Source organism: Mesorhizobium sp. M0854, assembly GCF_040319815.1.
Taxonomy (GTDB): domain Bacteria; phylum Pseudomonadota; class Alphaproteobacteria; order Rhizobiales; family Rhizobiaceae; genus Mesorhizobium.
Window position 1 is genome coordinate 15,754 of sequence record NZ_JAMYOL010000014.1, and the last position, 22,074, is coordinate 37,827.

Annotated in this window: 29 protein-coding genes and 1 pseudogene; 17 read left to right on the top strand and 13 right to left on the bottom strand. The window is 61.7% G+C overall.

Going from position 1 to position 22,074, the window contains the following annotated elements; translation table 11 throughout:
* The first annotated feature begins 196 nt into the window (after positions 1-196).
* A complete protein-coding gene (locus NKH99_RS20915) occupies positions 197-361 on the top strand; it encodes a hypothetical protein (RefSeq protein ID WP_023674744.1) in 165 nt (54 codons plus the stop codon).
* Between the two features lie 45 nt (positions 362-406).
* Here the strand turns inward: NKH99_RS20915 and NKH99_RS20920 are convergent, their stop codons facing one another.
* Entirely contained in the window at positions 407-913 is a 507-nt protein-coding gene (locus tag NKH99_RS20920; protein WP_352766959.1) for a DUF1993 domain-containing protein, read from the bottom strand.
* Positions 914-1,036: 123 nt separating this feature from the next.
* Here NKH99_RS20920 and NKH99_RS20925 point away from each other — a divergent pair, with 123 nt between their 5' ends.
* A complete protein-coding gene (locus NKH99_RS20925; RefSeq protein WP_353015301.1) occupies positions 1,037-2,074 on the top strand; it encodes a DUF1176 domain-containing protein in 1,038 nt (345 codons plus the stop codon).
* Here NKH99_RS20925 and NKH99_RS20930 read toward each other — a convergent pair.
* The 6 genes and pseudogenes from NKH99_RS20930 to NKH99_RS20950 form a co-directional block, all read right to left on the bottom strand.
* The gene (locus NKH99_RS20930) at positions 2,071-2,928 is read right to left on the bottom strand and encodes an alpha/beta hydrolase (RefSeq protein WP_352501599.1); all 858 of its coding nucleotides are present in this window, start codon (positions 2,926-2,928) and stop codon (positions 2,071-2,073) included. The genes NKH99_RS20925 and NKH99_RS20930 overlap by 4 nt on opposite strands.
* 92 nt (positions 2,929-3,020) lie before the next feature.
* The gene (locus NKH99_RS20935; protein ID WP_353015304.1) at positions 3,021-4,631 is read right to left on the bottom strand and encodes an NTP transferase domain-containing protein; all 1,611 of its coding nucleotides are present in this window, start codon (positions 4,629-4,631) and stop codon (positions 3,021-3,023) included.
* The gene (locus NKH99_RS20940) at positions 4,628-5,332 is read right to left on the bottom strand and encodes an XdhC family protein (protein WP_352614091.1); all 705 of its coding nucleotides are present in this window, start codon (positions 5,330-5,332) and stop codon (positions 4,628-4,630) included. The genes NKH99_RS20935 and NKH99_RS20940 overlap by 4 nt, the downstream gene beginning before the upstream one ends.
* Before the next feature lie 6 nt (positions 5,333-5,338).
* Positions 5,339-5,677 carry an XdhC family protein gene (locus NKH99_RS20945; RefSeq protein WP_352474017.1) on the bottom strand — a complete coding sequence of 113 codons (339 nt, stop codon included), beginning with the start codon at positions 5,675-5,677 and terminating at the stop codon, positions 5,339-5,341.
* Between the two features lie 85 nt (positions 5,678-5,762).
* Positions 5,763-5,859: pseudogene (locus NKH99_RS32760) on the bottom strand (AAA family ATPase); the annotation flags it as partial.
* 33 nt (positions 5,860-5,892) lie between these two features.
* Positions 5,893-6,387: a flavin reductase gene (locus NKH99_RS20950; protein ID WP_353015311.1), complete on the bottom strand. Its 495-nt coding sequence runs from the start codon at positions 6,385-6,387 to the stop codon at positions 5,893-5,895.
* A gap of 180 nt (positions 6,388-6,567) precedes the next feature.
* Between NKH99_RS20950 and NKH99_RS20955 the strand changes: the two genes are divergently transcribed.
* On the top strand, positions 6,568-7,641 hold the full coding sequence (locus tag NKH99_RS20955; protein WP_353015314.1) for a branched-chain amino acid ABC transporter substrate-binding protein: 1,074 nt from the start codon (positions 6,568-6,570) through the stop codon (positions 7,639-7,641).
* Between the two features lie 14 nt (positions 7,642-7,655).
* Positions 7,656-8,675, top strand: coding sequence for a P1 family peptidase (locus NKH99_RS20960; protein WP_353015407.1), 1,020 nt, complete (start codon positions 7,656-7,658; stop codon positions 8,673-8,675).
* Positions 8,676-8,721: 46 nt separating this feature from the next.
* Here the strand turns inward: NKH99_RS20960 and NKH99_RS20965 are convergent, their stop codons facing one another.
* Positions 8,722-8,976 (bottom strand): DUF2171 domain-containing protein, encoded by a 255-nt coding sequence (locus NKH99_RS20965; RefSeq protein WP_023674734.1) that lies wholly within the window; start codon positions 8,974-8,976, stop codon positions 8,722-8,724.
* Positions 8,977-9,225: 249 nt separating this feature from the next.
* Here NKH99_RS20965 and NKH99_RS20970 point away from each other — a divergent pair, with 249 nt between their 5' ends.
* The 4 genes from NKH99_RS20970 to NKH99_RS20985 are packed head-to-tail and all read left to right on the top strand — an operon-like array spanning position 9,226 to position 12,402.
* Complete coding sequence (locus NKH99_RS20970; protein WP_352501595.1) at positions 9,226-9,951, top strand: DUF2259 domain-containing protein; 726 nt, start codon at positions 9,226-9,228, stop codon at positions 9,949-9,951.
* Between the two features lie 11 nt (positions 9,952-9,962).
* Entirely contained in the window at positions 9,963-10,463 is a 501-nt protein-coding gene (locus tag NKH99_RS20975) for a hypothetical protein (RefSeq protein ID WP_352818127.1), read from the top strand.
* Between the two features lie 59 nt (positions 10,464-10,522).
* On the top strand, positions 10,523-11,830 hold the full coding sequence (purB, locus tag NKH99_RS20980) for an adenylosuccinate lyase (protein ID WP_353015317.1): 1,308 nt from the start codon (positions 10,523-10,525) through the stop codon (positions 11,828-11,830).
* Entirely contained in the window at positions 11,830-12,402 is a 573-nt protein-coding gene (locus NKH99_RS20985) for an RBBP9/YdeN family alpha/beta hydrolase (RefSeq protein ID WP_353015320.1), read from the top strand. Before purB ends, NKH99_RS20985 begins: the two co-directional genes overlap by 1 nt.
* A gap of 1 nt (position 12,403) precedes the next feature.
* Here NKH99_RS20985 and NKH99_RS20990 read toward each other — a convergent pair whose 3' ends face one another.
* Entirely contained in the window at positions 12,404-13,216 is an 813-nt protein-coding gene (locus tag NKH99_RS20990) for a VOC family protein (RefSeq protein ID WP_352541428.1), read from the bottom strand.
* A 271-nt stretch (positions 13,217-13,487) separates the two neighbouring features.
* Here NKH99_RS20990 and NKH99_RS20995 point away from each other — a divergent pair, with 271 nt between their 5' ends.
* Positions 13,488-14,036, top strand: a complete 549-nt coding sequence (locus NKH99_RS20995; RefSeq protein WP_352474656.1) for an RBBP9/YdeN family alpha/beta hydrolase — start codon at positions 13,488-13,490, stop codon at positions 14,034-14,036.
* A gap of 98 nt (positions 14,037-14,134) precedes the next feature.
* Here the strand turns inward: NKH99_RS20995 and NKH99_RS21000 are convergent, their stop codons facing one another.
* The gene (locus NKH99_RS21000; RefSeq protein WP_352681914.1) at positions 14,135-14,908 is read right to left on the bottom strand and encodes an HpcH/HpaI aldolase family protein; all 774 of its coding nucleotides are present in this window, start codon (positions 14,906-14,908) and stop codon (positions 14,135-14,137) included.
* Positions 14,909-15,028: 120 nt separating this feature from the next.
* Entirely contained in the window at positions 15,029-15,349 is a 321-nt protein-coding gene (locus NKH99_RS21005; RefSeq protein WP_023674726.1) for a DUF1476 domain-containing protein, read from the bottom strand.
* A 270-nt stretch (positions 15,350-15,619) separates the two neighbouring features.
* Between NKH99_RS21005 and purC the strand changes: the two genes are divergently transcribed.
* Genes purC through NKH99_RS21020 form a run of 3 tightly spaced genes read left to right on the top strand, consistent with a single transcriptional unit; the run spans position 15,620 to position 16,934 of the window.
* On the top strand, positions 15,620-16,414 hold the full coding sequence (gene purC / locus NKH99_RS21010) for a phosphoribosylaminoimidazolesuccinocarboxamide synthase (RefSeq protein ID WP_023674725.1): 795 nt from the start codon (positions 15,620-15,622) through the stop codon (positions 16,412-16,414).
* A gap of 40 nt (positions 16,415-16,454) precedes the next feature.
* A complete protein-coding gene (gene purS, locus NKH99_RS21015; protein ID WP_352766801.1) occupies positions 16,455-16,697 on the top strand; it encodes a phosphoribosylformylglycinamidine synthase subunit PurS in 243 nt (80 codons plus the stop codon).
* 18 nt (positions 16,698-16,715) lie between these two features.
* The gene (locus tag NKH99_RS21020) at positions 16,716-16,934 is read left to right on the top strand and encodes a hypothetical protein (RefSeq protein ID WP_352766803.1); all 219 of its coding nucleotides are present in this window, start codon (positions 16,716-16,718) and stop codon (positions 16,932-16,934) included.
* On the opposite strand, the gene NKH99_RS21025 is transcribed toward NKH99_RS21020, so the two are convergent.
* Positions 16,920-17,666: a hypothetical protein gene (locus NKH99_RS21025; RefSeq protein WP_352766805.1), complete on the bottom strand. Its 747-nt coding sequence runs from the start codon at positions 17,664-17,666 to the stop codon at positions 16,920-16,922. The two genes, NKH99_RS21020 and NKH99_RS21025, sit on opposite strands and share 15 nt — an antisense overlap.
* A 119-nt stretch (positions 17,667-17,785) precedes the next feature.
* On the opposite strand from NKH99_RS21025, the gene purQ reads away from it, so the two are divergent.
* The 4 genes from purQ to NKH99_RS21045 are packed head-to-tail and all read left to right on the top strand — an operon-like array spanning position 17,786 to position 20,210.
* Complete coding sequence (gene purQ, locus NKH99_RS21030) at positions 17,786-18,454, top strand: phosphoribosylformylglycinamidine synthase subunit PurQ (RefSeq protein WP_352836305.1); 669 nt, start codon at positions 17,786-17,788, stop codon at positions 18,452-18,454.
* A 31-nt stretch (positions 18,455-18,485) separates the two neighbouring features.
* A complete protein-coding gene (locus NKH99_RS21035) occupies positions 18,486-19,151 on the top strand; it encodes a glutathione S-transferase family protein (RefSeq protein ID WP_352918653.1) in 666 nt (221 codons plus the stop codon).
* 2 nt (positions 19,152-19,153) lie between these two features.
* The gene (locus NKH99_RS21040) at positions 19,154-19,564 is read left to right on the top strand and encodes a hypothetical protein (RefSeq protein WP_352745672.1); all 411 of its coding nucleotides are present in this window, start codon (positions 19,154-19,156) and stop codon (positions 19,562-19,564) included.
* 4 nt (positions 19,565-19,568) lie between these two features.
* Positions 19,569-20,210: a Pr6Pr family membrane protein gene (locus NKH99_RS21045; protein WP_352745675.1), complete on the top strand. Its 642-nt coding sequence runs from the start codon at positions 19,569-19,571 to the stop codon at positions 20,208-20,210.
* A 14-nt stretch (positions 20,211-20,224) separates the two neighbouring features.
* On the opposite strand, the gene NKH99_RS21050 is transcribed toward NKH99_RS21045, so the two are convergent.
* Positions 20,225-20,476: a DUF1127 domain-containing protein gene (locus tag NKH99_RS21050; RefSeq protein ID WP_353015326.1), complete on the bottom strand. Its 252-nt coding sequence runs from the start codon at positions 20,474-20,476 to the stop codon at positions 20,225-20,227.
* Positions 20,477-20,569: 93 nt separating this feature from the next.
* Here NKH99_RS21050 and NKH99_RS21055 point away from each other — a divergent pair, with 93 nt between their 5' ends.
* The gene (locus NKH99_RS21055; RefSeq protein ID WP_353015329.1) at positions 20,570-21,982 is read left to right on the top strand and encodes an aminotransferase-like domain-containing protein; all 1,413 of its coding nucleotides are present in this window, start codon (positions 20,570-20,572) and stop codon (positions 21,980-21,982) included.
* The last annotated feature ends 92 nt before the right edge of the window (positions 21,983-22,074 follow it).

Consider the following 22,074-nt stretch of genomic DNA (forward strand, 5'->3'; position numbering starts at 1 on the left):
AGGAATGGCGAGGAAAAAACCGGCCAAGTGCCGGCATAGACGCCTACGGTCAAAGCGCCGCAGAAGTTTCGCCGGACCAGCCGAATTATGTCAAAAAAGATCAGGGCAGCATGGCTGCCATGCGAATGCTGCACTGCACAATCGTCATGATCTGCTTATATTGACCGCCTTGGAGGTTCAATAAGGGGCTTGAATCATGGGATTCTTCACTGAAATGTTCGCTCGTCCGCGTCCGCGGGAACAGCTGCGCTATCGAGCGGCGCTGGCGCTGCTCCATTCGATGAGCAATGCCGATCGCGCCGATATCGGCGTCAAGCCGGCCGATTTCCCGCGCATCGCCCGGGAAATGTCCCTGCGCTAAACAACCGTGAGATATCCGCCGTGGCGGATATCTCCCGAGCGGATCTCAACGCGATCCGAGGAAGATCGACTTGCCCAATGGCACGCCGTTGTGGCGCAGGATGTCGTAGGCGGTGGTCAGGTGGAAATAGAAATTGGGCATGGCGGCATGCAGTAGATACTGCATCCCCGGCATCGAAACCTCGCGTCCTGCAAGCCGCAGTTCGACTATCCTGTCATCTGAACCATCGAATTCGGCCGCCGAAAATGTCGCGAGATAGTCGAGCGTCTTGGTAAGGCGGGCCTGCAGATCAGCGAAGTTCGCCTCATTGTCCTCGTATTTTGGCACCTCGCGTCCCGCAAGCCGTGACGGGGCGCCTTTGGCGTGATCGGTGGCAATCTGTACCTGCCTAGTCAGGGCAAACATGTCCGGCGCCAGCCTCGCCGTCAGATACACCTGCGGATCGATCTTGCGATCAGCCGCATTTTGCTCGGCAATGTTCAGCACATTGGCTAGTGCCTTCAGCCTCGCCGAAAATACCGGCACGGATGCTTCATACATTGATATGGTCACAAGAAATCTCCACGCGGCCCGACTGCCGAGGGCGAGAGGTAGCGCCTTCGCAGGCGATTGTTCAAGCGTCACCACGTCGCCGCAATCGATATGATAGGATTTTTCATCGAGTGGAGGTTCCCGATGAGACGCGCCCTTTTTGCAGCGACCGCTTTTGTGTCTCTTGCCATTGCCGGCCAATCGGCGCTCGCCGCAGACGCGCCTTATATCGACGACAGGTCGGATGCCGAAGCGGTCATCCGGTCACTTTATAGTGCCATCAGCCGGCACGAATTCGCGCGCGCCTGGGATTATTTCGGCGACACCAAGCCGGCCAAGGATTTCAATTCCTTCGTCAAAGGCTATGACAGCACGGACACGGTCGAAGTCAAAACCGGTGGCGTATCCGAAGACGGGGCTGCCGGCAGCATCTACTATAGCGTTCCGGTCGCCATCCGGGCGACGGCCAAGGACGGCAGCGAAAATGTCTTTGCCGGCTGCTATACGCTGCGCCAGATCAACGCCTCGATCCAGGAACCGCCATTTCGCTCGATCTTCATCGATAAGGGTGCGCTGAAACCCTCAAAGGCCGATTTCGAGGATGCCGTGCCGGCAAGCTGCGGCGAAGGACGGCCGCCGCCGAAGAAGGACGTAGCGCTTGAGCAAGCCAAAAAGGCGTTTGCCGCGACTTATGGCGACCAGTGTGACAAGGATCTTTTGGCGCAGGAGCCGGACATTTTCTCGATCCACTATAAGGGCAAGGATGCGTCTGCCAGTGATCCCGAAAGCGAAACGCGGCTTTTCCATTTCGCCTGCTCGGCCGCGGCCTACAACGAAAACTCGATCTATTACATGAGCGACGACGTGCTTGGCGTGAGACAATTGCAGTTCGCCGAACCTGAGATGGACATCCGCTACGAGAACAATGACAGCGACGGCAAATTGCTGGGCATGACCATAGTTGGCTTCCAGACCTCCGGCTGGGCAACTAATTCCGATTACGACGAAGAGACCAAGACGATCACCAGCTTCAACAAATGGCGTGGCATCGGCGATGCCTCTTCATCAGGGACCTATCTGTTTCGCAACGGCGATTTTTCCCTGGTCCAGTACGATGTCGACGCGTCTTATGACGGCAAGGAAAATCCGCAGACGGTCGTCGACTACAATACCGCGCCTTAGGGAGCCTTCGATAACATCCAGTTGAGCGTGCCGCGCCAGTCGGTCATGCGGATCGGCGTGCCGTGCGTGCCAGTCTCGAAGCGGACGAAGCGGGTCGGATAGGCTTTCGATTTGGCCAGAATCGATCGGAAGAAGGCTTCCTGTTTCTCGATTGGAAACACCGGGTCCTTGCTGCCCTGGCCGAAGAAGACCGGCACACGACGCTTGAAGGCGGGGCTTGAGAAGAAACTCTCGTCCCATAGCGAGCCGAGCAGCAGCAGCCCGTCGATGCGCCCGCCGGTGTCATGGCGGGCGGCCAGCTTCCAGCATATTGAGCCGCCCATCGAGCCGCAGGCGACGAAGATTTTTGCGCTCGGCGATTGTTCGGCATAGTGGTTGATCAGCGCGGCGATCTGGGTCGCACCGGTGTCGCCGAAATCGGAAAAATCCGGCGACAGATAGAGGCCGCCATTGCCGGCCATCAGGTTCTTGATGCGGTTGAAATTGCCGCCGAAGGTGAAGTCGTCAATGCCCTGCTTGCGGCTGCCGCCCTGCCCGTGCAGATAAAGCACGATGATGCTGGCGCCCCCGGTCTTGCCGACGGCAATATGGCGGACATCGCCTGCATCGGTCGGCAGCAAGAGATCGTGCTGCACCTTACGCACGCCGGTGTCGGAGTATTGCGCGTGTACACGACGCTCAGGCACTTCGTCACGAGCGTTGATGTCGCGCAGCTCACGATAATCGACAACCGTATAGGCGCCGTTGCTCTCGGACGAGAGCGTGCCCGGGTAGGCGAACAGATCGTCCTTGAAGGGTTTGAGTTCGAGAGCGTTGGCGTAGGCGGCACAAGAGAGCGACAAAAGAATCGCCATCAGCAGGGCCGGGAGGCCGGAGGAAGGCAAGCGGAACCGGAAGCAGGAACGAAAGGCCATCCCTCAGCCATGCGTTTTTCGGCTTCGGTTTGTCAATCCTGCAGCACGCCGCCGGCGCCTTCCAGCGCCTCGCGCGTGTCGACATCGACGGCTGCCCCTTCGCCGATCTCGACATCGATGACATCGAGCCCTTCGGCCTCGACCAGATGGCGGGCACCGGTATCGCCTTCGAGGTGAGCGATCGCGGCAAACAGCGAACGCGGCAGCAGCACGGGATTTCCGCGCCGCCCATCGTGCGAGGCCCGCACCACCGATCGGCCTTCGGACCTGCAGAACGCCTCGATCAGCCTGTCGAGGTCGGCCGAGGCGACGCCGGGCATATCGCCGAGGACAATCATGGCGCCGGCGGCGTCGCCGGAAATCTTGGCGATGCCGGCCTTCAGCGACGAAGACAGACCCTCGGCAAAATCCGGATTGTCGGCGAAGGTCATATCGAGGCCAGACAGTGCACTGCGCACGCGCTCGCTCTGGTGGCCGGTGACGACGATGGTGGCCGCGGCTTTCGAACCGACCGCGCGTTCGGCGGTGCGGCGGACCAGGGGCTTGCCATCGAACAGTGCCAAGAGCTTGTTCGGCCCGCCCATGCGGCTGGAGCGGCCGGCGGCCAGAAGCACGATCTCGATCTTTGGTTCGGCTTTGGCCGGCAACGGCTCGCGGGGTTGCGGCCGCGTCGGAATTTCCATCAACAGCCCGCCGACACCCATGCCGGCAATATCCCTGGCGGTCACGTCGAGACCGGCGATCAGCCGGTCGAGCACCCAGTCGAAGCCATTCTCCTTGGGACTGCGGGCGCAGCCCGGCGCACCGATGATGCGCTTGCCGCCGAGTGTGCCGAGCACCAGCAGATTGCCGGGATCGACCGGCATACCGGCGCGGATGACAGTGCCGCCTGCCTTTTCGATGGCAGCGGGAACGACGTCGCCGAAATCGGCCATCGCCGAGGCGCCGAAGATAACCACCATATCGTTGTCGCGGATCAGCGAGGCCGCAGCCTCGGCGACGGGGATAATTTCATGCGGGGTTCGACGCTCCGCCGTCAGCCTGCTGCCCGAACGCGCCAGGCGCGCTTCGGTGACGCGCAGCGTCTTGTCGAGCACGCTGGGTTTGATGCCGGGCAGCACCGTCTGGATGACGCCGACGCGCACCGGCTGATAGGCGTTGACCGCAAATACCTCGCCGCCGGCGCAGATCCTTGCCACGGCATCGACCAAAGCGGAGGCGACCGCGAATGGGATGATCTTCACCGTTGCTACCATCTGACCTTTTTCGACCGGCGCATGCTGCGCGAGCGTGGCGATGGTGATCGTCGGATCGACGGCGTTGATGGCGTTGATCATCGCCACGTCGACGGTGAACATGCCGGCAGCCTGCGCGTGGAGGTTGACCCTGCCTGTCGCGGCGGGCTTCGCCTCGATGTTGCGATGGATCATGGATGCGGCGATCTTTTCGGCGGCGACGTCCTCGCTGAGATCATCGGGCGCCAACACCGCCGCTACGACCTCGGAAATGCCAGCGGCCTTCAAAAGGGACACATCCCTGGCGCTTAGCCTGTGCGCCTTGCGGAAGCGGCGCTCTCCGACCGTGGTGGCGTGCGCAAGCACTGCCCCTTCGGCCGTATCGATCGCAACGGGACCAAATTTCACGCGACCGCGCCTTTGGATTCGAGGCCGCGGGAGCGAAAGGCGTGGATCGCTTGCGCCAACACCGCGACGGCGATCTCGGCCGGGCTGGCAGCCCCAATGTCGAGGCCGATCGGGGCATGAATGCGGGCGATCTGGTCGGCGGTCGCTCCCGAAGCCAGCAGGCGTTCCACACGTTTGGCGTGGGTCTTGCGGCTGCCGAGCGCGCCGACATAAAAGCAGCCGGCGTCGAGCGCCGCCTTCAGCGCGAAATCGTCGATCTTCGGATCGTGGGTGAGAGCAGCCAGCGCCGTATAGCTATCGAGCGGCTGAGGCGTCAGCACATCCTCTGGCCATTCGGCATGCAGCGCGATATCGGGAAAACGATCGGGCGTGGCAAAGGCCGTGCGCGGATCGATGATCTCGACAGGATAGCCGGCGATCCTGGCCATCGGTGCCAGCGCCTGGCTGATGTGGACGGCGCCGATCACCACCAGGCGCGGCTGCGGCAGATGTGCGTTGAGGAAGAAGGTCCGTCCCTCAGCTTCGACCAAACCGGAATTGCCCGTGCGAAATGCCTTGGCGATGGCCGCCCCGAGTTCGCCGGCTACCCGGTCGCCCTCGCGCACGACACGGTCGCGGCCGTCGCCGAGATCGGTGACCAGGATTGCCGCGCGGCGGGCGCGGCGTTCGGCGTTGAGTGTCTTCAGCGCATAGGGATCCATTCGAGATCAACCCAATCTTTCTACATAGACCTTGATGCGGCCGCCGCATGACAGGCCGACTTGCCAGGCGGTCTCGTCTGCGACGCCGAATTCGAGCATTTTGGCCTTGCCGCTATCGATAACATCGACCGCCTCGGCGACCACGGCGCCTTCGACGCAGCCGCCCGAGACGGAGCCGTGGAAATTGCCTTCGGCGTCGATGACCAGGTGGCTACCGACCGGGCGCGGCGCCGAGCCCCAGGTCTCGACCACGGTGGCAATGGCGACATCCTTGCCGTCCTTCATCCAGCCCTCCGCGATGATCAGCGGGTCGCGGGCCTCATCGAGATAGATACTGCGTTCCATGATTTTCTCCCTGGCAGACATGTGGTGATGCGACGCGCTTCACGCCAGCCTCGATCCACGGGCGCGCGTCGACCGAACGCATAAAAAACAGCACGGTTGCCAGCGACCGGTCCGCCACATAGTCCGCACCGGTCAACAGATCGATCGTCCGCGGCGCCGGACGCGGTTTTCAACTCGGTCATCCTGTCTTCGCGGACGCGGCCATCTGAAAGCCTCTACAAAGCGTGGTAACCGCGGTTGTGATAGATCAGCGGCCGCAAATTATCGCCGATGCGCAAACCTGTAACCTTGCCAAAAAGCACACGGTGGGTGGCCAGATCCTTGGAGTCGATCAGTTCGCAGTCGAAGACGGCGAGCGCACCCTTCAGCGTCGGCGCACCGGTCGAGATCACATCCCATTCGGCCAATGCGAAACGCTCCTCGACCGGCAGGCCGGTAATGCCGGAAAAGCCGATCGACAGCGGCTCCTGATCCGAAGCCAGCGTGTTCAGGGCAAATTTGCCGTTTTCCACGAACGGCTCGTTGTTGGGATTTTCACGATTGAGGCAAACCAAGATGGTTGGCGGCGTGTCCGACACCGAGCAGGCCGCGATCACCGTCGCGCCGCGCCTGCCGGCAGGGCCATCGGTGGTGACTACATGCACATGGCCAGCAAAATGGGCCATCGCGTCGCGGTAGGCCTGCGGCCCGATGTCATTCTTCTTCAGCACCGATGATTTTCCACTAGTCAGAACCAACCGTTATATATGGGGGGATATTGCAGGCCACAAGCGAAGTGCTTGACCTATATCCCGAATTCGCGTGTTGCGCCAAAGCTGGCCAGCCTTTAGGTCTTGACGGCATTGGCGCCGGCAGAACACGCGATCGGCGCGGAGGAATTCTTCGCTCCCATGCGACGTTCGACAACCACAATAGCGGTGCTGGCCTGGCTCTCGGTCGCCGGTAGTGCGAGCGCCGAGACGCTGCTGGTCGGCGTCGCGGCTCCTTTGTCGGGGCCGTCGGCGATCCTCGGCAAACAGATCGAGGCCGGCGCGACAATGGCGGCTGAAGCTGACGGTACCGAGATCAGGACGATCGATGACGCCTGCACGGCCGACGGTGGCGCCGCCGCCGCGCGGGAATTCACCGCGGCCAAGGTCAACGTCGTCGTCGGGTTTTTGTGCACCGACGCAATCGAGGCGGCTCTGCCGATCCTCAAGGATGCCGGCATACCGGTGATCACAGTCGGCGTTCGCACGGAAAGCCTGACCGACCGGCGCGCCAAGACCGGATGGCCGATCTATCGTCTCGGGCCGCGCGGCGACGACGAGCGCAATGCCGTCGCTGCCATCCTCACCCGCCTATGGCAGACCGAGCTGTTCGCCATAGTCGACGACGGCACGATCTATGGCCGCGAAATGGCCGAGACGTTTCGGGCAGCCGCCGAGCAAGCGGCGCTGAAGCCGGTTTTCGTCGACACGTTCCGGCCGCAGCTCGATAACCAGATTGGCCTGATCGGCCGACTTAGGAAAGCCGGCGCAACGCATGTCTTTGCCGGCGGCGACGGCGATGATGTCGCCATTATGGGCCGGGATGCTGGCCAGCTAAATACCGGCATGGTGTTTGCCGGCGGCGAAGCGTTGCGCGCGCCGCTCGGCGACATGCCTTATGCCGTCGGCACGCTGATGATCGCGCCGCCCGAATGGGCCGATGTCGCCGACCCCAAGGTGCTGCAGAGCTTTGCCGGACAAAACATCGTGCCGGAAGGTTACACGCTGCCCGCCTATGCCGCGGTCGAGATCGCCAAGTCGGCTTCAGCATTGACGCAAAGCTCCGGCGAGAGGCTGGCCAACGTGCTGACCGCGCATGATTTCACCACGGCGATCGGACCGATCCGCTTTGACGAAAAAGGTGACCTGACGCAAAATCCTTATCGAGCCTTCCGTTTCGACGGCGGCCGTTTCGTGCCGGCGGAGAGCCAATGATGTCCAGCACAGGGATGTTCCATACGGGTCCGCGCAATCTCATCACCGACGTCGCCGGCCTGCGTGTCGGCAATGCGGCGAATGCCAAGCTGAAATCCGGTGTGACCACCGTCATCTGCGACGAACCGGCCGTGGCCGGCGTGCAAATCCTGGGCGGTGCGCCGGGCACCCGCGAAACCGACCTGCTCGAGCCGCACAATTCGATCCACGCCATCCATGCCGTGGTGCTTTCGGGCGGGTCTGCTTTTGGCCTCGACGCCGCGTCGGGGGTGCAGGCAGCATTGCGTGAAAGGGGCATCGGCGTCGAGGTCGGCGGCTTTCGCGTGCCGATCGTGCCGGCGGCGATCCTGTTCGACCTGCGCAATGGCGGCGACAAGGATTGGGGCCGGTATCCGCCTTACCGTGACCTTGGCTACGAAGCCGCGCAGGCCGCCGCGATGGACTTTGCGCTCGGCACTGCCGGCGCAGGTAGCGGGGCTTTGAGCTCCGGCCTGAAGGGCGGGCTCGGCTCGGCCTCGACAGTGCTGGACAGCGGCGTCACCATCGGCGCGCTCGCCGCCGTCAACCCGACCGGCTCGGTGACGGTCGCAGGGACCCGCCATTTCTGGGCGGCGCCGTTCGAGATCGGCGACGAGTTCGGCGGGTTAGGCTATCCCCACCCGATGCCTGACGATGCCAGAAAGGTCCTGCTGAAGTTCCGTGACAAGCATGCGGCAGAACAGGCGGAAACCGGCGCCAACACGACCATCGCCGTGATCGCCACCGATGCGGTACTCACGAAGGCCGCCGCCAAACGTCTGGCGATATCGGCGCATGACGGCTTTGTCCGTGCCATTTGGCCGACACACACGCCCGCAGACGGCGATCTGGTCTTCGCGCTGGCAACGGGCAAGAGCGGCATTGAGCTCGCACCCAACGATGCCGTCGATCTCTACGCCGCGGCCGGCGCCACGATGGCACGCGCCATCAGCCGCGGCGTCTTTGCCGCGACGCCGGCCGAGGGCGATCTGTTCCCGGTCTGGTCGTCGCGCTGAACGCGCAACGCTCATTCGGGTGAGCCGTAATCAGACTGGATTATGATCAGGTGGGTTCGGATTTTTCTTCCTCGAACGTGACCGCAACATCCGAGTTTGCCGACAGCCGCACCTTCTGGCCCTCGACCTCGGCGACAAGGCTGAGAGGAATGAAGTGGTGATGGCCCCTGTGAGCGCCCTCGCCGCTGTCGCGCTTGGTCAGCTTTATGCGATCTCCGTCAACCTTGTCGACGGTACCGACATGGACGCCGTCGGCGCCGATCACTTCCATACGTTCGCGAATCTTGGCTGCATCAGTCATTGGGGGTCTCCCTTAGAGCGCCGCGCGTCCCTTTGAACGCGCAAAGGACGCTCTAAACATTTTGAATCAATGCACCGTGCCTTCCGAAAATCGATCCAGATTTTCGGAAGGCACGATGCGGTGAAGTTGCCGACAATAAACAAACGACGGCCGGATTGGATGCATCGACTTTGTGTTTCAGTCAGCACGATCTTTTGACGGCATCGTGATAGGAATTTGAGGGCGTCGACCGCCGGAATGGAAAGCCCCATGCGAAATCTTGCCCTGTTTGCAGTCTGCCTGCTTGCCCCGCTTGCGACTTTGGCCGCCGCCTTCGCAGGCGATGTCGCCGAGCTTGAGATCCTCGGCTTCAGCAGTGACGGCGGGGTCTTTGCCTTCGAGGAATACGGCGTCCAGGACGGATCGGGATTTCCCTATGCGACACGCTATTATATCGACACGGCCGACGACAGTTTCCTGAAGGGCTCGCCGATACGTGTCCGGCTCGACGACGAGAATGCCACGGTGGCCGCAGCGCGGCTGCAGGCCCGGCAAAGGGGCGAAGCGATCGTCAGTCAGGCGGAACTCACGGCAAATCGCGGCATCACCGCCGGCTTCAACCCGGTGACCGAGCTTTCTGCCGATCCCTTCCGCATGGTGGTCAATCCGCGCCCGATCTTCTCGCCGGTCGACGATCCGCTCGAGTTCCGGCTCGACCAGATCGGCATGAATGACACCGAACGCTGCCAGAGCCAGGGCGAGATCAACGGCTTTCGCCTGCTGCGCATCGAGGCGAAGGATGGCGGCCAGACGAGGATCATTCACGAGGACAAATCGATCCCGCAAAGCAGAGGCTGTCCGAATGGCTACCAGATCGGCGCGGTTCAGACATTTTCGCTGGATAGCCTCAGCGCCTATGCCGTGCTGATCGCGGTGCGCCAATACGGCTTCGAAGGGCCGGACTATCGCTGGATCGCGGTAACCGGTCGCCTGTGAAGTTCCCCGCCATGCGCTATCGCGCCCTGCATCGTCTCCGCCGCTCCTTGCCGCCGCTGCGCACGGCATTTGCCGGTGCCTTGTTGTGGGCCATGGCGATGGGCGCCAGCGCGCTGCTCAATCTGCTGTTGTACGATTGGGAGACCCCGGCGAAGGTCCGCTTCGTCTCGCTGCTTTATGCTGCCGGCGGCGCGCTGGCCTTCCCGGTTGGGCTGTTTCTGGCGCGGCTCGTCTCGCTCGGACGCCACTGGGAAATCGCCCTCGCCGCCGCCTTCGTCTGCCTTCTCGCCGCGACAATTACCTTCACCGGCGGCCTCTTTGGGCTGCAATACCGCTCCTACTATGTCCAATGGCATGCACCCGCGCTCACCATCACCTGGGTTTTCCAGTTCGTGTTCACGATGTTGACGGCGCTTTACCAGTTCGTCGTCCTCGGCATCCGGCTGTATTTTCCGCTCGGTTTCGTTGCACTCGCTGTCGCCAGTGTCTGGTTTGCGCGCCAGCAACGTTGAGCATTTTGCCTGCCTCTGTTAGGACGCGGGCAAATGCTCTCACAAGTCAGGACCGACTGATGATCCCTCGCTACTCCCGGCCGGAAATGGTGGCCATCTGGTCACCCGAAACCCGGTTCCGTATCTGGTTCGAGATCGAGGCCTACGCCTGCGACGCATTGGCCGAGCTCGGCGTCATCCCGAAGGAGGCCGCCAAGACCATCTGGGAGAAAGGCGGAGCGGCGAAGTTCGACGTCGACGCCATCGACGAGATCGAGCGCGTCACCAAGCATGACGTCATCGCCTTTCTCACCCATCTTGCTGAATTCGTCGGGCCGGATGCCCGCTTCATCCACCAGGGCATGACATCCTCCGACGTTCTCGACACCTGTTTTGCCGTGCAGCTCACCCGCGCCAGCGACATCCTGCTGGCCGACATTGACGGGCTGCTTGCGGCGCTCAAGCGCCGCGCCTTCGAGCACAAGGACACCATCACCATCGGCCGCAGCCACGGCATCCATGCCGAGCCGACCACCTTCGGCGTCAAGCTGGCGCAGGCCTATGCCGAATTCTCGCGTTGCCGCGAGCGGCTGGTGCACGCACGCGAGGACATCGCCACCTGCGCCATCTCGGGTGCGGTCGGCACCTTCGCCAATATCGACCCCTATGTCGAAGAATATGTGGCCAAGAAACTCGGACTGAAGCCCGAGCCGGTGTCGACGCAGGTGATTCCGCGCGACCGCCATGCGATGTTCTTCGCCACGCTCGGCGTCATCGCCTCGTCGATCGAGCGGCTGGCGATCGAGGTGCGCCATCTGCAGCGCACCGAGGTACTCGAAGCAGAAGAGTACTTTTCACCCGGCCAGAAGGGCTCGTCGGCGATGCCGCACAAGCGCAACCCGGTGCTGACCGAGAACCTCACCGGCCTTGCCCGCATGGTGCGCTCCTTCGCATTGCCGGCAATGGAGAATGTGGCGCTCTGGCACGAGCGCGACATCTCGCATTCCTCGGTCGAGCGCATGATCGGGCCCGACGCGACGGTGACGCTCGATTTCGCGCTCTCGCGGCTAACCAGCGTTGTCGACAAACTGCTCGTCTACCCCGACAACATGCTGAATAACATGAACAAATTCCGTGGCCTTGTGCATTCGCAGCGCGTGCTGCTGGCGCTGACGCAAGCCGGTGTTTCGCGCGAGGACGCCTACCGGCTGGTGCAGCGCAACGCCATGAAGGTGTGGGAGCAAGGCGCTGATTTTCTTGAGGAACTTTTGGCCGACAAGGACGTTGTCGCAGCCTTGCCCGAGGCCGAGATCCGCGAGAAATTCGACTTGGGCTATCATACCAAGCATGTCGATACGATCTTTAGCCGAGTGTTCGGAGAAGCCTGATGATTTCGTCGGCCGGAGATTTCGATTTCCTCGCCCTGCCCGGGCGCGGCAATTCCGGGCCGGATCATTGGATGTCGCATTGGTGCCGGGTGTTCCCCAATTCGAGCCGCGTGCTGCAGTCCGAGTGGGACCGGCCAAAGCCTGAAGACTGGATCGGCCAGGTGGATGCCGCGGTGGCCGCCACACCGCGCCGCGTCGTGCTGCTTGCGCATTCGCTGGCGGTGGCGACGGCAGTGAAGTGGGCTGCCGGCGCCAGTCAAAGCCAACTCGACAAGGTCGCGGCGGCATTCCTGGTTGCCGCGACCAATGTCGAGGATACCGATCCCTCATTCGACGCGGTGCGCCCGTTCGCGCCGATGCCGCTGAAGCGCCTGCCCTTCCCGACATTGGTGGTGGCGAGCCGCAGCGACCCACGCGTCACCTTCGACAAGGCGACCGCTTTTGCCGCAGCCTGGGGCGCGGACATCGCCGATGCCGGCGATCTTGGCCATATGGGAAACGAGGCCCGCCTCGGCTTATGGCCAGCGGGCCTGCTGATGCTTGGACGCCTGCTTGAGAAGGCGAACCTCTAGCCTACGCCTTACCGGGAACCGTCCTTATCACCGTGCCCCACGGATCCTCGCGGGTGGTCTCGCTTGCGGCATTGTCCGAACGCATCTCGACCCAGGCCAAGCCGGAGCGGGCGGGATCGCGGCGACCGGCGCCCGCGCTCTGCCACGCATTTGCGCCAATGTGATGATGATAGCCGCCGGACGACAGGAACACCGCCGCGCCACCGTACTTTGCCACTGTGTCGAAACCGAACTCCTGATGCCACCATGCTTCGGCTTCTTCCGGCCTGCCGACCCGCAAATGGACGTGGCCGATAATGCTGTTTTCCGGCGCGCCCTGCCAGCCGGCGTCACCGGCCGGCACTTCGGCAATGACCGACGGAATGTTCAGCCGCTCCGTCGCCATCGCGATCTTGTCGCCATTCCATTTCCAATCCTGGGGGCGGCGGTCGGCATAGATCTCGATGCCGTTGCCTTCCGGATCGGTCAGATAAAGAGCCTCGCTGACCAGATGGTCGGATGCGCCCTCGATGCCGATCTTACCGGCGATGGCGTGATTGATCCAGCGGCCGAGATCGGCCCGGCTGGGTAGCAGGAAGGCGGTGTGGAAAAGACCGGCGCTGCGCGGGTCATCGGGTTTCGCAGCCGGATCCGCTTCGATGTCGAGCAAAGGGCGATTGACTGCGCCGAGCGTAATCGTGCCGCCGGAGCGGGTCAGTTCCTGCAAACCGACGACTTTGCGATAGTAGGCAGCGAGATTTTCTGCATCGCGCGCCCGCAAGCCGACACGGGCAACGCTGACCGGGGTCGTCGCGGCAAAAGGCAGTTCGCTCATCAAAGTGCTCCGTTCAGCCGGCGCTCGACAAGCTTCCAACGAAGGAACCCGGCGCCATCAATCATTCTACGCCGTGTCCGTGCCAAAATCTCGGAACAGCCATTCTTTCTCAGCGACAGATCGTCGATCGCGATCGTTCACACAAGAGCGCAAGAAGCGAACATGGTGTTCACAATAGCGAGCAGAACCGGGCTGATGAGAGGCCGTTTGCGTGTCGCTGTTGAGTTCATACCCGGTTGCACCCGACAGCGCCTCTCGCTACATGCGCGCCATGAAAGTCAGGGAAGCAGATATTCTCATCGTGCCGGGCTACACCAATTCCGGCCCCGATCATTGGCAGAGCCGCTGGCAGTCGAAACTATCGACAGCGCGCCGCGTCGAACAGACGGAATGGTCGAAGCCGGTGCGCGAGGATTGGACGGCCGGTGTCGCCAAGGCGGTTAACGAGGCCGAGCGGCCGGTCGTCATTGTCGCTCACTCGCTTGGCGTCGCCGCGGTCATCCAGGCATTGCCTCGGTTCGAGCGACCGGTCGCCGGCGCTTTCTTCGTGGCGCCGCCCGATGTCGCCAACCCTGAGATAAAGCCGAGGCACCTGATGACCTTCGGCCCCTACCCGCGTGACCCGCTGCCATTTCCGTCGGTGGTGATCGCAAGCCGCAACGACCCGTTCTGCGCCTTCGGCGTCGCCGAGGACATTGCCGCGGCGTGGGGCTCGCTGTTCATCGACGCCGGCGATGCCGGTCATCTCAACGCGGATTCCGGCTTCGGCCCATGGCCCGAAGGTTCGATGACGTTCGCGAAATTCCTGACGGATCTCTAGAGCGGTTCATCGTTTCACGGAAACGGCGAACCACTCTATCTCTTTGTTTTGACGCAATTCCGGACGGAAAACCGTTTCACACTTTTCCTGGAATTGCTCTAGGAAGCGATCGAATCCCTGACGCTGCTCAGCAGGGTCTTTGCCCCAAGCGAAATCAGCGAATGCTCGGAACCCAACGCCAGCAGCCGGTAGCCCATCGACACCACGCGACCGGCAACGGCCGGTTCCATCACATAGATCGCCGCATGCTTGCCGGCCTTGCGGGTGCGCTCGGCGATCGAGGCGACGGTCTCCATCATGCTCTCCAGCGTCGAACTGACGGTGGTCCCCTTCGACCAGGCGATCGAGAAATCCGACGGGCCGAGGAAGATCCCGTCGATACCCGGCGTGTCGAGAATGCCGTCGAGTGCATCAAGCGCGGCGCGCGTTTCGACCATGGCGAACGCCATGGTGCGCTGGTTGCTGTCGCGCAGCCAGTCGGCATAATCGCCCTTGCCATGGCGCGGAAAAGCATAGGTGGGACCCCAGGAGCGCTCGCCGAGCGGCGGGTATTTCATGGCGGCGGCAAACAGCTTTGCGTCCGCCACTGAATTCACCATCGGCGCAATCACAGCCTCGGCGCCGAAGTCGAGCGCGCGGCTGGCCATGTCGAAGCGGCCGACCGGGATGCGCACCAAAGCCGGCTTGTTGGCGGCCAGCACCGGCACAAGCCCGCGCAGCACGCTGTCCTCGTGATGGCCCCCATGCTGCATGTCGAGCGTAACCGCGTCGAACCCTTGCCTGGCCAGTATCTCGACCGTCAAGGCATCCGGCACGCCGGACCATGCGGTGAACAGCGTCTCGTCGACCGCAAGGCGTGACTTCAGGGACATTGGCGATTTCCTCTTTGCTTGCAGCAATTCAGCCGGAAATGACCGCAAAGGCAAAGAAAAACCGCGCGGTTAGGCCGGGCGGTCGATTGGTCCAGCATTCGATCGGTACCGGCTGAAAAATCAGGTGTTCTTGATCTGCTCGATCGCCTGCGCCATCAATTCATCCATGGTGCGGCGGATCTGATGGTCCGACTGGTCGATGCCGGCCGCATCGAAATCCTTGCGTATCTTGCGGAAAACGTCGTGATCGCCGGCTTCCTCGATGTCGCTGACGACCACTTCCCTGGCATAAGCGTCGGCATCGGCGCCGGACTTGCCGAGCTTTTCGGCAGCCCACAGGCCGAGCGCTCTGTTGCGGCGTGCCGCAGCCTTGAACCGAAGTTCCTCGTCGAATGCGAATTTGCGCTCAAAGCCCTCTTCGCGGTCTTTCATGCTGCTCATGGCATCCCTCCGTGAAATCCGATTCGTTGTGCCAATATGTGTTGCCGGAGCACAAACCAAAAGGGCGCCGGCCGGTCAATATGCTACATTGCTTGCTGCGCTGCGGCATTTCGGTGCCCGAAAGCGGTTGATTGAAAGGATTTGGCGATTGAGCAAACAGTGCGATTGGGATAGACACCGGCATTGAACCCCACCGTCGCCGTCTTATTTTAGGCAGACGGACAGGAACTGGTCGCTTGCCGCCTGCCCGCAAATCCAGAGAAAAATCAGATGAAAAATCGCCGCCGCATTTATGAAGGCAAGGCCAAGATCCTTTATGAGGGACCGGAGCCTGGCACGCTGATCCAGTTCTTCAAGGACGACGCTACCGCTTTCAACAAGAAGAAGCATGAAATCGTCGATGGCAAAGGCGTGCTCAACAACCGCATTTCCGAGCACATCTTCAACCATCTCAACCGGATGGGCATTCCGACCCACTTCATCCGCCGGCTCAACATGCGCGAGCAGTTGATCAAGGAAGTCGAGATCATCCCGCTCGAAGTGGTGGTGCGCAACGTCGCCGCCGGCTCGCTGGCCAAGCGCCTGGGCATCGAGGAAGGCACCGTGCTGCCGCGCTCGATCATCGAATTCTATTACAAGGCCGATGCGCTCGACGATCCGATGGTCTCGGAAGAGCACATCACCGCCTTCGGCTGGGCGAGCCCACAGGAGATCGACGATGTCATGGCACTGGCCATTCGCGTCAACGACTTCCTTTCCGGCCTGTTCATGGGCGTCGGCATCCAGCTCGTCGATTTCAAAATCGAATGCGGCCGCCTATTCGAAGGCGATATGATGCGCATCGTCGTTGCCGATGAGATCTCGCCGGATTCCTGCCGGCTGTGGGACGTGGCGACACAGGATAAGCTCGACAAGGATCGTTTCCGCCGTGACATGGGTGGGCTGGTCGAAGCCTATCAGGAAGTTGCCCGCCGCCTCGGCATCATGAACGAGAACGAGCCGCCGCGCCCGGCCGGACCGGTGCTCGTCGCATCGACCGACGGCGTCAAAGGCAAGCCACATTGATGGCTTGCCAGCTCAACAGGTGAACAGGAGCATGTCCAGCGTGATCAAGGCCCGCATTACCGTAACCCTCAAGAACGGCGTGCTCGACCCACAAGGCAAGGCAATCGAGCATGCGCTGTCCGGAATGGGTTTCGGCGGCGTCGGCCAGGTGCGGCAAGGCAAGGTTTTTGATATCGAGCTTGCCGAGGGCGATAAGGCCAAGGCCGAGGCGGATCTGAAAGCCATGTGCGACAAGCTTCTGGCGAATACGGTGATTGAGAATTATAGTGTGGCCATTACCTGAGGTTGTCCCGGAGGGTAGATGACCGAGATCGATGGAAGCCTGATTTTTGAAGTCCTCAAATCCATTCAGTCGCGGCTGGACAGGATGGATTTGACACTTGGCGAAGTAAAGTCCGAGTTGGGTTCGATCCGTGGTCATCTCATCGCCACCGAGGGCGATGTGAAGAACATTTACGGTGTGCTGGCGCGGCAGGACGATCGCCTTGGGCATAGCGAACGCCGCTTAGAGCGCGCCTAAAACGAGAGCCAGTTTGTACAGCCCGTGAATTCCTGCGGCCAAAAAGAGGCCCGCCACTACCACTGCCGATAACTTCCATCGTCGAGCCTGGGTTGGCCGCCTCACACCGCCGTATTTAGCATGAATGTCCAGTATTTCGGCATGCAGCCCCGAGTCAGTTGGCAAATCGTTATGGTTTCGACGGAGAGCTATCGCTCGAAAGCACAGAATATCCATCATAATAAGCATCCAAGACCCAAAACCAAGCCAGATGCTCATCACGTAAATGCGAATAAAATTAGTATTGTGACTCTGTAGGCATGCGTCAGCTATGCTCAATCGCCGCCCGAAAAATCTGCGGCCTGTTGAACTTAGCCAAAACCCGTCGTCGTTCATCGCCATTGCCAGCAAGATGAGAATGAACGCAGATGTCCCAAGCAGAAGCTTGAGATATCCGGCCCTGTTCGCAGCGTCTCGAACACAAACCACGGCAAGGCACGCCATGAGGCCCAGAAGCACCAGGCAGATCGTCAATGCATAGGAAATCTGCGCCATGATCAGATTGGCAAAAGACGAGGAGCACCGCCCGAGATCGACTTTCAGAGAAAGCGCTTTCGAAAACGCCGTCGCAAAGGTTGCGTCAGCTTGAGAAAAGAACGCATAGATAAATGCGGAAACAAGCAGGACAATCGCACCGGAGACCCCGGCGGCCCAGTGTCGGTCTTCGAATTTCAGTTCCCAGCCGCTCTTCAAATGCGTTCGCCCGGTTTGCCCTCGTTAAATAGCCCAAAAGCCTTAACTGCCGCTTGACCCGTGAATACGCCGCCGATACGCCAAACTTGGATATGCCTCTTGATTCAATTGGACACGCCATGAAATCAGCCGTCGTCCTGCTCCCCGGCCTCAATCGCGACCGCGACATGATCGCGGCGCTGACCAAGATTTCCGGCACGCCGCCGGTCACCGTCTGGCAGACCGACACCGACATTCCCGATGTCGACCTGATCGCCATTCCCGGCGGCTTTTCCTTTGGCGATTATCTGCGCTGCGGCGCCATTGCCGCGCGCATGCCAGTAATGCGGGCTGTGGCCGAAAAGGCGGCCAAGGGCGTCACGGTCATCGGCGTCTGCAACGGCTTCCAGATCCTGGTCGAGGCCGGCCTGCTGCCGGGCGCATTGATGCGCAATACCTCGCTGAAATTCGTCTGCCGTCAGGTGAAGCTGCAGATCGCCAACGCCAACACGATGTTCACCCGCCGCTATCAGCCGGGCCAGATCATCCGCGCGCCGGTGGCGCACCATGACGGCAATTATTTTGCCGATGCCGAAACGCTGGCCCGCCTCGAAGGCGAAGGCCAGGTGGTGTTCCGCTATGCCGTAGGCACCAATCCCAACGGCTCGATCAACGACATTGCCGGTATCGTCAACGGCCGCGGCAATGTGCTCGGCCTGATGCCGCATCCCGAGAACCTGATCGAAGCGGCGCATGGCGGCAGCGACGGCCGGGCGCTGTTCGAAAGCGCGCTGGGCATCGCCGCTTGATGCCTTCAATTTTCCTCCTGGAGCGACGGTCATGAAACTCTATTCGCGGCCGTTGTCGCCCTATTCGTCGATCGTGCGGGCGTTGGCCTACATCAAGAACGTGCCGCTCAAGCTCATTGTACCGCCGCCGGGGTTTCCCATCCCCGAGGCATTTCGTGCCATCTCGCCGCTCAACAGGATTCCGGTGCTGATCACCGGTTCCGGCGAAACGATCGTCGAATCGGTAGTCATTGCCGAATATCTGGAGGAGCGTTTCCCCGAGCCGGCGCTGCTGCCCAAGGATACGAAAGACCGGGCGTTGGTGCGCATGTTCGCCCGCATCACCGACCTCGACGTGCTCGCCCCGACCATGAAGCTGTTCGAACTCTATTTCGTGCCGCAGCGCAATGAGGCGGAGATCAAGGCACAGTTCGCCCGATTGCATCACGGGCTTGCGGCAATCGAGGCCCGCATGGCGCATGGCCCGTTCGCGCTCGGCGACGACATCTCCTTTGCCGATGCGTGGTTGACGCCGACCCGGTTCGTCTTCAACAATTTCAGGACAACGATCGGCCGCCCCGATTTGCTTGACGCCTATCCGAAATTCGATGCCTATGAGCAAATCGCCTTGCAGCATCCGGCGCTGTCGCGCGTCTGGGGTGAGATGACAGACGGTCTGAAGATCTTTCTGTCCGAACTCGAGATGGGCGCCGCTTGAACATGAGACCGACGACCACGCGCCTCGCCCTCGCCGCTTCCGCCGGTCTTGTACTCGCCTCCTGCCAGTCAGGCCCGAAGAGCGCGCCGGCGCCGGCGGGCAAGAGCGCGTCACTGCTTGCCATGGAGCAGGTGGCAATAGCTGCCCACAAATGCTGGATCGCCAGCAAGGACCCTGCCTTCAAATCGTACCAGATGGCCAACGAGCTGAATTCGTTCAGCGGCACGCCGCGCTTCCTGCTGGTGCCGGCCAAACATTATGGTGGAAAGCCGTTGCTGGTCGTGCAGGCGCAAGGCAATTCGAGCCGCGTCGACGTGTTCGGCCCATTGATGGCGGAACCGCTCGGCGCCCGCATCGGCTCGGACATTGCCCGCTGGCAGGCGGGCAATCCGGGCTGCGGCGCTGCTGCCTAGCCCAATGGGTCGCGTGCTGCAGATCACCGGTCTGGTCGTCGGCCTGGCCGGGCTCGTCCTGCAACTCTGCATCACCGTCCCGGCATCAATGGAAGCCGGCCGCGGCTTTGCCGGCTCGCTGGTCTTCTATTTCAGCTTCTTCACCATCCTGACCAACATCGGCGCGGTGCTCGTCCATGCCTCGTTGCTGTCGTCGACGGGTTATGCCTGGTTTCCGGCCTTTGCCGCGCCACGGATGCGGGCGGGCGTAGCCGTCGCCATAACGCTGGTCCTCATCGTTTATGCAACGGTCCTGGCGCAGCTTTGGCAGCCGCAAGGGCTGTTCCTGCTCTGCGATGTGCTCCTGCACTATGTGACGCCGGTGTTGTTCGTGCTGTGGTGGCTTGTGGCAGGCGCCGACGGCTCGACGCGGTGGCGCGACATCTCCTGGTGGATGATCTATCCGATCGCCTATCTGGCCTACGCGCTGCTGCGGGCGCCGATTGCCGGTGAAGTGCCCTACCCGTTCCTCGATCTCGCCAAGAACGGCGCGACCAGCGTCGCCGTCTCGGCTCTGGCCATCACCGGGCTCTTTCTGATGCTGTGCATTGTGGCGGTGCTTGTGGACCATGGTGTCACGCGGATCAGGGCGGCGGACATCCGCTAAAGCGCTCGAACGCATCAGTCCCAGAACGGCCTCAGACCTTCACGATGGGCATCGCAGCGCGAAATGCCGATGTCCTTGAGCTGGGCGTCGGTCATCTCGAGCAGGACCAGCCGGCTGCGCCGGCGATCCATTAACCCGTCAATCCACCTCGCGAAGGATCTGAGCGTACGCACCACCCGACTGACATAGGTTGGCCTGCCCGGCGGGCGCGCCACCTGCACCTGCAATTCAACTGCGGCGTAGCGGATTGTCTCTATTGTACCCATTTTCTTTCTGCCAAGATTGCAATTGTGCCCTTTTGTATTGCCCGTTTCATATGTATTGACTCTCATTTCGGTGCAATGTAGAAAATTGCCACCATGACAACTTGGCTTCCAGACCTTACCGCCGGCACTGGACCGCTCTATCAGCGGCTTGCCGATTCCATCGAGACGGACATCGACCGCGGCTTGATCGGTGCAGGGGCAAAGCTGCCGCCGCAGCGCGATCTGGCATACGACATCGGCACGACCGTCGGCACGGTCGGCAGGGCCTATCAATTGCTGCGCGAGCGGGGATTGGTCAGCGGCGAGGTCGGCCGCGGAACCTATGTTATCGCTCAACAGTCGGAGAGCGCAAAGCCGGATTTCCTGGGGCTGGTCGAACAAGGCACGCGCTATATGGATGCGCCCGGCGACAAGCTGCGCTTCGATAGCACGGCCGCACCGGACGTCGGCCAGGGTGCCATCGTCGCCGACGTGTTGACACGCACGGCGCAAGACCATCCGCATGAGATTTCAAGCTATACTCGTGATTTCCCGGACCGCTGGTTCGAAGCCGGCAGGCGCTGGCTGTCGCGCAATTCCTATCGCCCGGCGACGGATGCAATCGTTCCCACGCTCGGCACCCACGCCGCGGTGATGGCAACCATTGCGGGGCTCACCGCCCCCGGCGACTATGTCGTCTTCGAGCACCTCACCTATTCGCAGATCTCGCGCAGTGCCGGCCTGATCGGTCGCCGGACCGCACTGGTGGCGACTGACGACGAGGGCATCGATCCCCAGGATTTCGAGCGCGTCTGTGCGCAAAAGCACCCGAAAATGATGTTTTTGATGCCGACGGCCAAGAACCCGACACTGACAACGCTGTCGGCATCGCGCCGCGAGGCAATCGCGCATGTCGCCCGTCAATATAACGTCGTCCTGATCGAGGACGATCTCTATGGCGGACTGACCGATGACCCAACGCCTTTAATGGCCGAATATGCTCCCGAACGGACCATCGTTGCCGGCGGCCTGTCGAAATCGGTTGCGGCGGGTGTTCGCGGCGGCTGGCTCGCTTGCCCGCCGGCCTATCGTCACCGCATCCGGGTTGCCCACAAGATGATGACGGGCGGCCTGCCCTTTCTGCTGGCGGAGGTGGGCAGCCGGCTGGTGCTGTCCGGTCAGGCCGCTGAGGTGCGCAAGCGCAGCATTGCCGAGATCGGTGCGCGCATCGCGATCGTGCGCGAGACACTCGACGGCTTCGATTTCAAGGCGCTGGATAACGTGCCATTCGTCTGGCTCACTTTGCCGGACCCATGGCTTTCCGGCACTTTCAAGCAGGCCTGCCTCGAACATGGCGTGCTCATCGACGACGAGGACGAGTTCAAGGCAGGGCGTTCCGAACAGGCCTTTCACGGCGTACGGTTTGGCATCTCGCAACCGCGGCAGCGGGACGATGTCGGGCACGGCGTCGCGGTAATCCGGCGGCTTCTGGACGAGGGCCGCGCCGGCTACGACAGCTTTTCCTGAACCGGCTTGAAACCGGCGGGTCGAGTGGCGATCTTTCGCTACTTGCGGTCAGCTGTTGCTTTCCATCGTTTTAGTCATCCAACGGGGTGTAT

Excerpts from the sequence above, each read along its gene's own strand:
- NKH99_RS20915 (WP_023674744.1), top strand. The coding sequence starts at position 197 with ATGGGATTCTTCACTGAAATGTTCGCTCGTCCGCGTCCGCGGGAACAG.
- NKH99_RS20925 (WP_353015301.1), top strand. The coding sequence starts at position 1,037 with ATGAGACGCGCCCTTTTTGCAGCGACCGCTTTTGTGTCTCTTGCCATT.
- NKH99_RS20930 (WP_352501599.1), bottom strand. The coding sequence starts at position 2,928 with ATGGCGATTCTTTTGTCGCTCTCTTGTGCCGCCTACGCCAACGCTCTC.
- NKH99_RS20940 (WP_352614091.1), bottom strand. The coding sequence starts at position 5,332 with ATGGATCCCTATGCGCTGAAGACACTCAACGCCGAACGCCGCGCCCGC.
- NKH99_RS20945 (WP_352474017.1), bottom strand. The coding sequence starts at position 5,677 with ATGGAACGCAGTATCTATCTCGATGAGGCCCGCGACCCGCTGATCATC.
- NKH99_RS20955 (WP_353015314.1), top strand. The coding sequence starts at position 6,568 with ATGCGACGTTCGACAACCACAATAGCGGTGCTGGCCTGGCTCTCGGTC.
- NKH99_RS20960 (WP_353015407.1), top strand. The coding sequence starts at position 7,656 with ATGTTCCATACGGGTCCGCGCAATCTCATCACCGACGTCGCCGGCCTG.
- NKH99_RS20965 (WP_023674734.1), bottom strand. The coding sequence starts at position 8,976 with ATGACTGATGCAGCCAAGATTCGCGAACGTATGGAAGTGATCGGCGCC.
- NKH99_RS20970 (WP_352501595.1), top strand. The coding sequence starts at position 9,226 with ATGCGAAATCTTGCCCTGTTTGCAGTCTGCCTGCTTGCCCCGCTTGCG.
- NKH99_RS20975 (WP_352818127.1), top strand. The coding sequence starts at position 9,963 with ATGCGCTATCGCGCCCTGCATCGTCTCCGCCGCTCCTTGCCGCCGCTG.
- purB (WP_353015317.1), top strand. The coding sequence starts at position 10,523 with ATGATCCCTCGCTACTCCCGGCCGGAAATGGTGGCCATCTGGTCACCC.
- NKH99_RS20985 (WP_353015320.1), top strand. The coding sequence starts at position 11,830 with ATGATTTCGTCGGCCGGAGATTTCGATTTCCTCGCCCTGCCCGGGCGC.
- NKH99_RS20990 (WP_352541428.1), bottom strand. The coding sequence starts at position 13,216 with ATGAGCGAACTGCCTTTTGCCGCGACGACCCCGGTCAGCGTTGCCCGT.
- NKH99_RS20995 (WP_352474656.1), top strand. The coding sequence starts at position 13,488 with ATGAAAGTCAGGGAAGCAGATATTCTCATCGTGCCGGGCTACACCAAT.
- NKH99_RS21000 (WP_352681914.1), bottom strand. The coding sequence starts at position 14,908 with ATGTCCCTGAAGTCACGCCTTGCGGTCGACGAGACGCTGTTCACCGCA.
- NKH99_RS21005 (WP_023674726.1), bottom strand. The coding sequence starts at position 15,349 with ATGAGCAGCATGAAAGACCGCGAAGAGGGCTTTGAGCGCAAATTCGCA.
- purC (WP_023674725.1), top strand. The coding sequence starts at position 15,620 with ATGAAAAATCGCCGCCGCATTTATGAAGGCAAGGCCAAGATCCTTTAT.
- NKH99_RS21020 (WP_352766803.1), top strand. The coding sequence starts at position 16,716 with ATGACCGAGATCGATGGAAGCCTGATTTTTGAAGTCCTCAAATCCATT.
- purQ (WP_352836305.1), top strand. The coding sequence starts at position 17,786 with ATGAAATCAGCCGTCGTCCTGCTCCCCGGCCTCAATCGCGACCGCGAC.
- NKH99_RS21035 (WP_352918653.1), top strand. The coding sequence starts at position 18,486 with ATGAAACTCTATTCGCGGCCGTTGTCGCCCTATTCGTCGATCGTGCGG.
- NKH99_RS21040 (WP_352745672.1), top strand. The coding sequence starts at position 19,154 with ATGAGACCGACGACCACGCGCCTCGCCCTCGCCGCTTCCGCCGGTCTT.
- NKH99_RS21045 (WP_352745675.1), top strand. The coding sequence starts at position 19,569 with ATGGGTCGCGTGCTGCAGATCACCGGTCTGGTCGTCGGCCTGGCCGGG.
- NKH99_RS21050 (WP_353015326.1), bottom strand. The coding sequence starts at position 20,476 with ATGGGTACAATAGAGACAATCCGCTACGCCGCAGTTGAATTGCAGGTG.
- NKH99_RS21055 (WP_353015329.1), top strand. The coding sequence starts at position 20,570 with ATGACAACTTGGCTTCCAGACCTTACCGCCGGCACTGGACCGCTCTAT.